13 protein-coding genes and 1 pseudogene are annotated in these 12043 nt (G+C 70.1%); 8 read left to right on the top strand and 6 right to left on the bottom strand.

The window, feature by feature from the left end; translation table 11 throughout:
• The first annotated feature begins 43 nt into the window (after positions 1-43).
• A complete protein-coding gene (locus tag ACIBJB_RS03595) occupies positions 44-904 on the top strand; it encodes an MBL fold metallo-hydrolase (RefSeq protein WP_398926074.1) in 861 nt (286 codons plus the stop codon).
• Between the two features lie 22 nt (positions 905-926).
• Here ACIBJB_RS03595 and ACIBJB_RS03600 read toward each other — a convergent pair.
• Both ACIBJB_RS03600 and ACIBJB_RS03605 read right to left on the bottom strand, forming a co-directional pair.
• A pseudogene (locus ACIBJB_RS03600) lies at positions 927-1429 on the bottom strand (hypothetical protein); the annotation flags it as partial.
• A gap of 67 nt (positions 1430-1496) precedes the next feature.
• Entirely contained in the window at positions 1497-2372 is an 876-nt protein-coding gene (locus ACIBJB_RS03605; protein ID WP_398926076.1) for a helix-turn-helix domain-containing protein, read from the bottom strand.
• A 111-nt stretch (positions 2373-2483) separates the two neighbouring features.
• Between ACIBJB_RS03605 and ACIBJB_RS03610 the strand changes: the two genes are divergently transcribed.
• From ACIBJB_RS03610 to ACIBJB_RS03620, 3 genes are all read left to right on the top strand, one after another.
• On the top strand, positions 2484-3242 hold the full coding sequence (locus ACIBJB_RS03610; protein WP_398926077.1) for a nuclear transport factor 2 family protein: 759 nt from the start codon (positions 2484-2486) through the stop codon (positions 3240-3242).
• 41 nt (positions 3243-3283) lie between these two features.
• The gene (locus ACIBJB_RS03615; RefSeq protein ID WP_398926079.1) at positions 3284-3619 is read left to right on the top strand and encodes a hypothetical protein; all 336 of its coding nucleotides are present in this window, start codon (positions 3284-3286) and stop codon (positions 3617-3619) included.
• A gap of 449 nt (positions 3620-4068) precedes the next feature.
• Complete coding sequence (locus ACIBJB_RS03620; RefSeq protein ID WP_398926081.1) at positions 4069-5475, top strand: alpha/beta hydrolase; 1407 nt, start codon at positions 4069-4071, stop codon at positions 5473-5475.
• A gap of 421 nt (positions 5476-5896) precedes the next feature.
• On the opposite strand, the gene ACIBJB_RS03625 is transcribed toward ACIBJB_RS03620, so the two are convergent.
• Positions 5897-6322, bottom strand: coding sequence for a gamma-glutamylcyclotransferase family protein (locus tag ACIBJB_RS03625; protein ID WP_398926083.1), 426 nt, complete (start codon positions 6320-6322; stop codon positions 5897-5899).
• A 140-nt stretch (positions 6323-6462) separates the two neighbouring features.
• Between ACIBJB_RS03625 and ACIBJB_RS03630 the strand changes: the two genes are divergently transcribed.
• Together ACIBJB_RS03630 and ACIBJB_RS03635 are read left to right on the top strand one after the other, a co-directional pair.
• Positions 6463-8118, top strand: a complete 1656-nt coding sequence (locus ACIBJB_RS03630; protein ID WP_398926085.1) for a M4 family metallopeptidase — start codon at positions 6463-6465, stop codon at positions 8116-8118.
• An 85-nt stretch (positions 8119-8203) separates the two neighbouring features.
• Positions 8204-8548, top strand: a complete 345-nt coding sequence (locus tag ACIBJB_RS03635) for a hypothetical protein (protein WP_398926087.1) — start codon at positions 8204-8206, stop codon at positions 8546-8548.
• Between the two features lie 111 nt (positions 8549-8659).
• Here ACIBJB_RS03635 and ACIBJB_RS03640 read toward each other — a convergent pair whose 3' ends face one another.
• A complete protein-coding gene (locus ACIBJB_RS03640) occupies positions 8660-9088 on the bottom strand; it encodes a VOC family protein (protein WP_398926089.1) in 429 nt (142 codons plus the stop codon).
• A 63-nt stretch (positions 9089-9151) separates the two neighbouring features.
• Positions 9152-9733, bottom strand: coding sequence for an NADPH-dependent FMN reductase (locus ACIBJB_RS03645; RefSeq protein WP_398926091.1), 582 nt, complete (start codon positions 9731-9733; stop codon positions 9152-9154).
• A 277-nt stretch (positions 9734-10010) separates the two neighbouring features.
• On the opposite strand from ACIBJB_RS03645, the gene ACIBJB_RS03650 reads away from it, so the two are divergent.
• Together ACIBJB_RS03650 and ACIBJB_RS03655 are read left to right on the top strand one after the other, a co-directional pair.
• Positions 10011-10529 (top strand): hypothetical protein, encoded by a 519-nt coding sequence (locus ACIBJB_RS03650; protein WP_398926093.1) that lies wholly within the window; start codon positions 10011-10013, stop codon positions 10527-10529.
• Positions 10530-10637: 108 nt separating this feature from the next.
• Entirely contained in the window at positions 10638-11270 is a 633-nt protein-coding gene (locus ACIBJB_RS03655) for a class F sortase (RefSeq protein ID WP_398926095.1), read from the top strand.
• Here ACIBJB_RS03655 and cpt read toward each other — a convergent pair.
• Complete coding sequence (cpt, locus tag ACIBJB_RS03660) at positions 11254-11799, bottom strand: chloramphenicol phosphotransferase CPT (protein ID WP_398926097.1); 546 nt, start codon at positions 11797-11799, stop codon at positions 11254-11256. The genes ACIBJB_RS03655 and cpt overlap by 17 nt on opposite strands.
• Positions 11800-12043: the final 244 nt, after the last annotated feature.

Below are 12043 nucleotides of genomic sequence, written 5' to 3' on the forward strand. Positions count from 1 at the left end.
GGCGGGAGAACCTCGCAGCGGACGGCGGACGGGCGGAAACCCGATGAGCAGCAACGATCTTCGCTACGAGGTCTTCGTCTCGGACATGGAGCCGGTGACGGTCGCGGCTCCGCCGCGGCCGGACGACGGGCCGTCACTGTGGTCATCGATGTCCCACACGCTCATCTACGGGAAGACCGAGGCGCTGCTGACCGACCCGCCGGTCACACGCGGGCAGGCCGGCAGGCTCATCACATGGGTGGAGAGCCACGATGTGGCGCTGCGCTACATCTATGTGACCCACGCGCACTTCGATCACTTCGCGACCACGAATTACCTGCTCCGCCGGTTCCCCGACGTGACGGTGGTCGCGAGCGACGCGGTGCTTGCCGGCATCGCCCGCCAGACACCCGGCGGAGTGCTGGCCGGCGTGTACAGGGACATCTTCGGCGACGCCCTTCCCGAGCCTCCGCTGACCGTCCAGGGTTCCGTGTTCCCCGCCGACGGGCTGCTCCTCGACGGCCACGAGCTCCTCGCCCACGAGGTCGGCCACTCCGACACCGACGACACCAGCGTGCTGCACGTGCCCTCACTGGACCTGGTCGTAGCCGGTGACGTCGTCTACAACAACGTGCACCAGTACCTCGGAGAAGGCCGAGACGGCGGCCTGGACGCGTGGCACCGGGCCCTCGACAAGGTCGCCGCCCTGAAGCCACGGTTCGTGGTCGCCAGCCACAAGGACACCCAACGAGGAAATCCCGCATCGGACATCGAAGAAACACGGCGCTACCTCGACGCCGGCGCCGTCGTCCTCGAGCAGTCCACGAACCCCGCGGAATTCTTCAACGCGATGAAGCAGCGCTACCCCGAGCGTGTGAACCCGTGGGCGATCTGGCTCAGCGCCCTTCAGCTGTTCGGCAACTGACAGCGAACACCGGCCTGTCCGTGCGGTGGTGATTGCAATGATGGAGCCAGGCCGGCAGTGCTTTGCGGTGGGCTGATTCGCTGCAGTCGCAAGGCCTGGGAACATTACCGGGAGCGGTAGGCCGCCGTTGTCGGTCAGGACACGCTCGACAGTCATCCCGCGGTCGGCGAACCAGGCCACCGCCCGGCGCCGGACGTCGACTGCGGTGGCGGCCCTCTCGTCGTCGCGGATCTCGGCGTAACCCAGCTTCTTGACGTCGATGTGGAGCATGGCGCCGGGACGGTCGTGCTCGTAGCGGCGGACCGGCTCGCCGGTGGCGCGGTCGATGTGGGACAGGCTGTTGATCCGGCACCGGGTCAGGACCGCGTGGACGGTCGAGGCGGGCATGCCCAGCCGTCCGGCGATTTGGTACCGGGCCAGCCGCTGCTTCCAGCGCAGGTGCGCGATCTTGCGGATCTGCGGCTGGGTGGTTCGGGCGGGACTGCGGTGCGGCCGTGGGGGCCGGTCGCTCTGGCGGTCGTGGCCGTGGGGACCGGTCGCTCCGGTGGTCGTGGCCGTGCCGAGGTCGCGTCGTCGAGTGCCGTCCGCGGCGTCAGGCCCCACCTCGCGGATGGCGGGCCGCGTTCCTGAACTGGATCGGGCTCTGTCCGGTCCGGGACTGGAAGTACTTGTTGAAGTTGGTGGCACTGCTGAAGCCGAGGTGTGCGGCGATGCGGGCGGCGGTCTCGTCGCTGTGGGCCAGGCGGCGCTTGGCTTCCAGCGTGACGCGTTCGTCGATGAACTCCTTGGCGTTGGTGCCGACCGCTGACGCGGTTGCCCTCCTCAGCGTGCGCGGGGAGTAGCCCAGGGCTCTCGCGTAGTCAGCGACCTGATGGGTCTTGGTGAAGTCACGCTCGACTGCCTCGCGGAATCGGCGGAAGGTCTCGCTGTCTTCCGTGGTGCCGGGATGCCCACCCGGCCGGTCGGCCAGCCGGAGCACCAGCACGGACAGCAGGTGCCGCAGGATGGCGATGTGCACGTCGAGCGGACTCGTGCCGACGGCGCCGTACTCGTGACAGAGGTGCTCGATCGCCAGATCGACGGCGTGGTCGTCGACGGCGTCGTACTGCACCGGGCCACCCGACGTCTCCAAGCGCGCCGCGACCATCGGATCCAGGAAGTCGCTCTCGAAGAGCACGAGATGCCCCTCGACCTTGCGCAGGTCTCCCCACCTGTGGACCTGCCCCGGACGGACCCACAACCAGCTCCCGGGGGTCGCCTCGTAGGTGGTGAAGTCGACCTCCTGCCTCAGCGTCCCGCTGACCGCGGCGATGAGGTGGTGGAAATCGGGGCGTTGCGGCGTCGTGAACCTGACGGCCCCACGCCGCCGGAACTCGGCCAGTGACATCACCTCGACGCCGGCCGGAGTTCCGACGCCCGCGTCGAAGTCCACCCTCAGGATGCCGGTGCTCTGTCCGAAATTCACCATCACGAGACCAGAACCTACCGCAGCACCGACCGAATTTTGGCCCAATGTTGATGCCAGAACCACAAGCCGCCCACCAGGCCATCAGGTCACCAGCACGAGGGAATGACGAACATGAGCGACAACAAAACCACCGTCCTCACCGCGGTCAAGGAGCTTTTCGGCGACAAGGACGTGACCGCCGTCGACCGGTGGGTCGCCGCCGACTACCGCCAGCACAGCTCGGCCGCACCCGACGGCCCCGAAGGCCTGCGTGGGCTGATCGAGTCCCTCAGCGGCGACGTCCGTCACGAGGTCGCCCGGGTCATCGCCGAGGGTGACCTGGTCGCGGTCCACGGCGTCTACTACGGCTTCGGTCCGGACCCGCTGGTCGCCCTCGACCTGTTCCGCGTCGCCGACGGCAAGCTCGCCGAGCACTGGGACGCGCTCACCCCCCAGGCCACCAAGACCGTCTCGGGCCGCACGCAGGTCGACGGCCCGACGCAGGTCAGCGACCTCGACAAGACCGAGGCCAACCGTGCCTTGGTCCTCGGGTTCGTCGAGAACATCCTCAAGGGTGGTGACTTCTCCGTGGTGACCGACTTCATCTCCACCGAGCAGTACGACCAGCACCACCCGGAGGTCGCTGACGGGCTTGCCGGGCTCGGTGCCGCCTTTGCGGCGTGGACCGAGCAGGGCAAGAAGATCGCCTACGGGACGACTCACCGGGTGATCGCCGAGGGCAACTTCGTATTGGTGGTCACCGAGGGCGTGTTCGATGTTCCGGTCGCGTACTGGGACCTGTTCCGGGTCGCCGACGGCAAGATCGTCGAGCACTGGGACATCGTGGCCCCCATCCCGGACGCCCTGCCCCACGACAACGGCCTGTTCTGATCGCCCGACCAGAAAGGCGATGACGCGACGGGCACACCCCGATGGGCCGGAAAGACGATCGAGCTCAGCGCCGACAACTGTCGGCCGGTGATCCGTCGGTCCTCGAGACCGCTGTGATCGGCGTCCCCGACAAGAAATGGGGAGAAGTCGTCGTCGCCTATGTGCAGCCACGACCAAGTCTGACGGTCGATCCGGCGGCGTTGGAAACACTCGCCGCGCGCAGCCTCAGCGGCTACAAGCAGCCGACCTCGTGCCGCTGCGCCGGCCGCCGCTTGGACGCCATCCACTTACCGATCACGGGGCCGGCCTGGCCGGACAGGGTTCATGATCGGGTGATCGCGCAAGGGCCGGCGCATGACAGCAGGGCCTCTTGGTAGCTCGGGGATGCAAACCAAACCGATCACCAGGATGTCCTGTTGCCGCAGCCTCTCGTGCCCGTGTGCGTGGAGTCCAACTCGCCGTCCCTGTCGTGTGACTGCCTCGCGCACAGGTTCGGCAACGGGCGGACCGGCCGGACCGCACCCCGTCCCACGCCTCCCACATGCCGGAGGCGGAGTGGCAGGTCATCCGGGTCGTGCTGCCAGTTCCTGCCTGCTTGAAGGACGGGGCGGCCGGCCGAAGGGCTTCTGCCACAGGCAGATGATCGACGCGGTCCGCTATGTGGCCGACAACGGCGCCAAGTGGGCCGACCTGCCCTCGGACGATCAATGTTGTGCATTTTCTTGAGGGCTGCAAGAAACAAGCCCAACGTTCCTCGGCATCTTCGTTCAGTGCACTGAGTATCAGCCCGTGTCCCTTTCCGCAGCCGCTCTCAAGGAGCTGTTCCATGTCTGCAAGCATCCGTCCTCGCGTCGGTCGCACACGCCTGCGTATCGCCCTGGCCGCGTTGGCATCCGTCGCCCTCGTCTCCATTCCGTTGTCGGTCGCCGAGGCGGACACGCCGGCCACCACCCACCTCACCGGCACCCTCTCCGACGACGCCACCTGGGTCGCGGACGTACCCGACCACTGGAACGGCACGTTGCTGCTGTTCAGCCACGGCTTCGGCACCCTCACCGCCCAGGACGCCCCCACCGACGCCGTACACACCGAACTGCTCGCCGAGGGCTACGCGATGGCCGGGTCGTCGTACGACCCCAACGGCTCGTCGTGGGCCCTGAACAGCGCCGAACGCGACCAGTTCGCCACGCTCGACGCCGTCACAGCGAAGATCGGCACCCCACGCCGCACGCTGGCCATCGGCAATTCGATGGGCGGGCTCATCAACGCGCAGATCGCCCGGGACGGCGGCGGGCGCATCGACGGCGCGTTCGACCAGTGCGGCCTGGTCGCGGGCGGCACCGACCTGGACAACTACCAGCTCGACGCCGAACACACCATCGCCCAGCTGCTCCTGCCGGAGCAGGACGTCAAACTGGTCCGCTTCGGCTCCGCCGACGAGGCGACCGCCACCGCCACCCTGCTCACCAAGGCGGTCACCGACGCGCAGGCCACACCGCAGGGCCGGGCCCGGATCGCGCTGGCCGCCGCCTACCTCAACCTGCCCGGCTGGTCGCCCGGAAAGGACCGGCCCGCCGCGACCGACTGGGCGGGGCAGGAGGCACAGCAGTACGACTGGTTCGCGCAGGGCCTCCTGTCCTTCCTCGAGATCCCCCGGTACGGCATGGAGCAGTCCGTCGGCGGCAACAACTCCTGGAACCGAGGCGTGGACTACGCCGGCCTGTTCGCCAATTCCCCACACGCACCTCAGGTCCACGCCCTCTATCAGGCGGCCGGCCTCGACCTGCGGGCCGACCTGAGCGCGCTGACCAAGGGCGCCACCATCACCGCCGATGCCGCCGCCGTCCGCAGAGCGCAGCAGACGTCCTCCGCCGGCCAAGGACTCGACGTACCCCTGCTCGACATCCACACCACCGGCGACAACCTGGTTCCGGTGGAGCAGGAGAACCGCTTCGCCGCCCGTGTGCGCGCCTCCGGCGACGGCGCGTTGCTGCGGCAGGCGTTCGTCGAGCGACAGGGCCACTGCACATTCACCACAGCCGAGACCGTGGCCGCCCTGCACGCGCTCGAACACCGCGTCAGCACCGGCCGCTGGGACAACGTCGCGACTCCGGTCGCGCTCCAGAAGTCGGCCACCGCGATCGGTCTGGACGGCGCGGCGTATGTCCCGTACTACCCGGCCCAATTGTCCGTCGGCCGCGACGACCGCCCGGCGTACCCCACCCGCCACTGACATACGACCGCTCAGTCGCCCACGGCATCTCGAACGGTCGATCGGCCGGCCGTGGTCTTTTTGACAGCGGTGCAGCGGGTGAGGACGACCCCGTTCTCGCCCGCGGCGCCGTGAGTGTCGTCGTGGCCGGTCCCGTCCCTCGGAGGTGCGGTGGGTCCCGGCAAGGTGGGAGCCGGCCTCGACATGCAGCGCGGCACGAAGCACTTCGCCGCAGGCGCCCTGCTGTGCATCCCGCCTGTCGGGGCTGGGACCAGGCCCCTGTCGCCGGCTCGCGGTGGCCCGTCACCGAGGCAACGGCCGTCGGTATTCTGTCAACAAGCCCGGTACACCAGGGCGGTGCGCTTCCCCTCAGGGCCGACGGCGACGGGCGGGGTGCCCGTGTCGGTCCGGTCGCTCACACCGCCCGCACCGCCCGCATCGCTCAGCGGTGGGACAGCCAGTCGCCGCTCTCGATGAGTTTGCCGCGCGCCCGTAGGCGGACCGTGACGGAGGGCGCGGCCACGTACACCCACGCGCGCACGGCTGTGCCGTCGGCGGTCCTGGTCACCTCACGGGCGACCCGTTCATAGAGGTTGCGCGGGTCGCCCGGGGCGTACTCCTCCAACTCGTCCAGCGCGGCGAGCAGTTCGTCGTACTCCTCGGGGCGGGCGGTCACGAGCTCGCCGGAAACCGGTCCGCCGCCCGGTTCCTCGACGGCGTACGGATAGCCGGGGCCGTCGTAGAGCAGCGCGCCGGTGAGTCGGCCCGGTTCCTCGGAGCGGATACGGCCGCGCAGGAAGAGGTCGTGGTTGGCCTCGCCGGGGCGGAGGGTGCCGTAGACGAAGAACGGGAGTCTCGCAGGGGTCACAGAAACGATTCTCTCCCCTCACAAACCTGCACGTGACGCGGTATGGACACGGCTTGTCATGACCTCTTAAATCTTGGTCAACGTCCGCGCCACCCCCCACACGCCGCGCCGCGTTGGATGGCGCCTTTCAGAGGAGACCGATGAGTCGGATACGGCCGTACGTCCGAGGTGCCCGTTCCCGCCGTCTCGCCACCGCCGGAGTCGCCGCCACCGCCGCCACCCTGCTGGCCGCCGCCCTCTCCCCCGCCGCCGGTGCGGCCGACAGACCGACCAGGGCCACCGCGCTCGAGAACGCCGCCTCCGTCCTGGCCGACCGGGCCGCGGCACTGGGCCTCACCTCCGGCCAGGACACCAAGGTCCGTGACGTGATCGTCGACGCCGACGGTACGCAGCACGTGCGCTACGACCGTACCTACCGCCAACTGCCCGTACTGGGCGGAGACTTCGTGGTCCACCTGGCGCCGGACGGGGCGTACAAGAGCTCCTCGCGCGCCACGAGGAGCGCGATATCCCTGTCCAGCGTCACCCCGGTCCTGTCCGCCCCGAAGGCGGCCGACCTCGCGGCGAACGCCCTCAAGGCCGCCAACCTCGGCGAGACGCTGAAGAAGCTGACCGCCAAGCCGCAGCTGGTCGTCGACGCCCTGCACGGGGCGCCGAAGCTGGCCTGGCAGACGAACGCCGCCGCACAGGACTCCCTCGGCAACCCGGTGGCGCGGACGGTGCTGACGGACGCGCGGACGGGTGCGCAGATCGACGCGTGGGACAGCATCGAGCAGGCGGCCGGCGACGGCAAGTCGCTGTACAGCGGCACGGTTTCGCTGCAGACGACGCAGTCGGGGTCGACGTACCAGCTCAAGGACGCCACCCGCGGGAACACCTACACCGGCGACGCGGCCAACAAGACCGACCTGTGCTTCCTGACCATCTGCATCAGCCGGGCGCCGTCCACCGTGTTCACCGACGCCGACAACCACTGGGGGACGGGGGCGACTTCGGACCGGGCCACGGCGGCGGTGGACGCGCAGTACGGCACCGACGTCACCTGGGACTACTACAAGAACGTCCACGGCAGGAACGGCATCGGCGGCGACGGCAAGGGCTCCTACAACCGCGTCCACTACGGCACGAACTACAACAACGCCTTCTGGGACGACAGTTGCTTCTGCATGACGTACGGCGACGGTGACGGGACGCAGCTCGGTCCGCTGGTGTCGCTGGACGTGGCCGGCCACGAGATGTCCCACGGCGTGACCTCGAAGACGGCGGCGCTGACGTACTCGGGCGAGTCGGGCGGCCTCAACGAGGCGACCTCCGACATCTTCGGCACGCTGGTGGAGTTCTACGCGGGCAACTCCTCGGACACCGGCGACTACCTGATCGGCGAGAAGATCGTCCGCTCCGGCTTCGGACGCGACGCCCTGCGCTACATGGACAAGCCCTCCAAGGACGGCAGCTCCGCCGACTCCTGGAGCAGTTCGGTCGGCAACCTCGACGTCCACTACTCCTCCGGCGTCGCGAACCACTTCGCGTATCTGCTGGCGGAGGGCAGCGGGCCCAAGACCATCAACGGCGTCAGCTACAACTCCCCCACCTCCAACGGCTCCACGGTCACCGGCATCGGCCGCGACAAGCTGGGCGCCATCTGGTACCGGGCGCTGACGGTCTACATGACGTCCTCGACGAACTACGCGGGGGCACGGACGGCCACCCTGAACGCGGCGAAGGACCTGTACGGCGCGGGCAGTACGGAGTACAACGCGGTGGCGGCGGCCTGGAGCGCGGTGAACGTGAACTGAGAGTTCTGGCGTGTGACACGGCCGCCCCGCGATCCGGGGCGGCCGTACCCGTGGGAGGACGAGGGCAGTCGGGCGAGGAGGACGGGTGGGAGAGGACGACCCGCACATCCATGTCGAGGTGAAGGTGGTCCGTGGTGAGGCCGCCGTCCGCAATATGCTCGCGGCCACGTTCGGCCTGGCCGGGGACCTGCCGAGCGTCGTCGTCACCGGGTGCGGACTGCGGGTGCCGTACGCCATGACCTCGCCGCGACCGGATCACGTGACGTGCCTGCCCTGCCGGGAGCACGCCCGCTCGGAGCATTTGCGCTTCGCCGACGAGATCGAGCGCCTCGGCCGGCTGCCGGGCTCGTCCCTCACCCCCGCCGAGGCCCAGCAGGCCGCATCGCGGCATCGCGCGCTCGCGGAGGGGTTCTCGGGCCGGGAGGGCTGAATCGCGGAGGCGGGGCCCGGCACGCCCTCCCGGACGACCGGCTGCGATGCCATTGGGGCGCCCCTCCAGATAGGGGCGCCCCTCCAGATCGGGGCACCCCTCCAGTGGGCCCTAGCCGAAGTCCGGAAGCGTGACCGTGCCGTCCTCCGCCAGGGGGAAGCCCGGGTTGTACGCCACCTCCCAGGCATGGCCGTCCGGGTCCGTGAAGGCGCTGGAGTAGAAGCCGATCTCGTTCACCGCGGCCGGTTTGGTGATCGTGCCGCCCGCCTCCGCCACCTTCGCGAGGAGGGCGTCGACCTCCGCCTCCGAACGGACGTTGTGGGCGAGGGCGATACCGCCGAAGCCGTACGCCGGACCCGGTTCGAGGCCGCAGTCCGCCGCCAGTTTCTCCCGGCTCCACAGGACCAGGCCCAGTCCCCCGGCCTGGAAGAAGACGGTCTCCGCGACCTCCTGGCCACGCCAGCCCAAAGCCTCGTAGAAGGCCTTGGAACGGGCCAGGTCCGAGACGCCCAGCGTGATCAGGGTGATGCGCTGTTCCATGCCCATCACCTCACCGTAGCGCCGATACGGGGGTCCGGCGCGGCATCCCGACCCGCCGGCCGTTCACCCTCCGTACGGCATGGCGGCCCTCCCCTCCCTCAGCACCCGCCCCCACCAGACCAGCTGGTCCAGCATCGCCTTCGCCGCGGCGTCCGGGCCCGACGGATCCTTCGGGCGGCCGTCGGCGAAGGAGCCCCCGGCGTTGTGGAAGCTCACCGTGTCCCTGACCGTCACCGCGTGGAGTTCGGCGAAGACCTGGCGGAGGTGTTCCACCGCTCGCAGGCCGCCCGAGATGCCGCCGTAGGAGACGAGGGCCACCGGTTTGGCCTGCCACTCCGTGAAGTGCCAGTCGATCAGGTTCTTCAGGCCGGCCGGGTACGAGTGGTTGTACTCGGGGGTGAGGACCACGAAGGCGTCCGCCGACGCGAGTTTCGGGGTCACCGAGGCGAGGGCGGCGGTCGTCTCGGGGCTCGGCGCCATGGTCATGGGCAGGTCGGTCTCGGCCACGTCCACGATCTCGGGGACCAGGTCGTCGCGGTCGCGGAGGCGGTCGAGGAGCCAGTCGGCGACGACGGGGCCGAAGCGGCCGTGGCGGTTGCTGCCGATGACGAGGGCTACGTGGAGAGGAGCGGTGTCTGTCTTCATGCAGGACAGCCTGATACCTCGACCAAAGTTGAGGTCAAGCGCGGATCGCGGGCGACGGGTCACCCGTTCACACGTGCGCCCGCACTTCTTCGGGTTCTCTTCGGCGACCTGCCCGCGGCACGGCGATGACCTGCTGAAACTCCGGCCGAACCGGCCCGGGGCGCAGCGATCTGACACCCATTCACCACATTTCTGACGGGCTCTCAGGAAGCGGGCTCGGCCCACTGCCACTTACCTCGAAGGCACAGGCATCCACTCGAGAGCCCGAAGGAGCACCATGCGCCCCACCGCCCGGCTGCTGACCGGCAGCGCGCTCGTCGTCGCCGCGGGCCTCGTCTGTGCGCCCGCGTACGCGGGAGACTCGGACGGTCTCGAGGTGTTCCCGTCGTCCGCGGTGCCGGGCGGCCAGGTCACGGTGAACACGGCCGCGTGCGGGGACGGCGGTACGGCGCAGGGGGACGCCAGCGCGGTGGGCGCGGACTCCTTCACGCTGGCGCCCAGCACGCACGAGGGTGACGCGATCGGACAGTTCCGGGTGCCGCCGAGCGCGCAGCCGGGGACGTACGAGATCGCCGCGACCTGTGCGGACGGCGGCCGGCGGGTGACCGGCGACCTGGTGGTCACACTGACCTCGCAGCGTCAGTCGGTGCATCCCCGAGGAAGTGTGAAGACGGGGGTCGGTGGCGCTCTTGGCCCCGATCCCGTGCAGACCGCGGCCGGTGTGGCGGCTCTCGCCGTCGCCGCCGCGGGCGGTACCTGGCTCCTGCATCGCCGGGCGAGAGGCGACGGGATCTGACGGACACCCTCCGCTGTCCGTCCGCCGGTACCGCATGTCCCCTCCCCCTCCGGGTCCGACGCCCCTCGCGGCCCGGAGGGGGACGGGCAGGCCGTCGAGGAGGTTCCTGTGCGCAACCGCGGCTTCGGCAACACCCTCATAGCGGGCGTCACCGTGGTGGCCCTGGGCACCGGCGCGTGGCTGCTGCGCAGCGGCGCCGAGACCCACGCCCCGCCGCAGCCGTCCGCGGCCCAGGCGCACTCCCGCACGGGGGGCACCGCCGGCCGGGCCGCGGCGCCCGCCCTGCCGCCCTCCCCGCCGGACCGCGTGCGCATCCCCGCGATCGGCGTGGACGCGCCGCTGATGGGCCTCGCCCTCACCCGGAGCGGCAGCCTCGACGTCCCGCCGGCCGGCCGGAAGAACCTCGCCGGCTGGTACGAGGCCGGCACCACCCCGGGTGAGACGGGCACCGCGATTCTCGCCGGGCACGTCGACAACGCCGAAGGACCCGCCGTCTTCTACGACCTCGGCGCCCTCCGGAAGGGCCGCGCGATCGAGGTGGACCGGCGCGACGGAAGTGTCGCGGTGTTCACCGTGGACGCGGTCGAGGTGTACGACGCGAAGGACTTCCCCGACGAGAAGGTGTACGGGGCCGCGAGCAGGCCCGAGCTGCGGGTGATCACCTGCGGCGGGGGCTACTCACGCCAGACCGGTTACCGGGGGAACGTGGTGGTGTTCGCGCACCTCACGGGGAACCGCTGACGACGGCCTCGGCGATGGTGCGCGCGCAGTCCAGGGCCTCGGTGTGGGTGGTGTCGACCTCGATGTCGTAGACCACGCCCTGGTGGACGAGTTCCGCCTGCTTCTCCGCCATCCCGCGCGAGCGGTCACCCCGGACGATCTCCCGCCCCGCGGCCACCTCCGCGTCGCACCGGACGCCGACCCACAGCACGTCCAGTCCGTCCAGCGACTTCCGCCACCGTTCCTGCGAGTGCGCGCCGCCCAGGAACACGTCGTCGACGATCACCCGGGCGCCCGCCCAGGCCGTCGCGGCGACCCCGGCCCGCCAGGCCGCCTCCAGCCGCGTGAACTCCTCACCCACGCTCACTCCGCCGTCCGCCGCGAACTCGATGCCCGTGCCGGAGGACCGGAGCGAGGCGGGCATCGACTCGACGAACCCGTCGATCCCGAAGGCCAGCCACGGGTCCGCCAGGACCGCCTGCAGACAACGCACGATCCCGGACTTGCCCGAGCTGGAACCACCGTTGACCACGATCACCTGAGTCGTCACGGCGCCACGGTAGCGTCGGGCGAGCGGTTGTTCGTACGCAATAAATGCCGAGGAAGGCACCGGCGACCGCCTTGCCGGTGCCGAGCGCTTACGCGGCCGGGGTGCCAGCAGGCCGAGCAGCAGGACCGGCCCGAGGGCCGTGCGGCACAGGGCCCCCGAAGACACCCGGACCGCGTGATAGCGGCGGCGGAACGTGCGTACCGTCACACCGCGGCGGAACGGGGGCGCCGCACAGGGGGCCGGC

The organism is Streptomyces sp. NPDC050759 (genome assembly GCF_044456945.1).
Classification (GTDB): domain Bacteria; phylum Actinomycetota; class Actinomycetes; order Streptomycetales; family Streptomycetaceae; genus Streptomyces.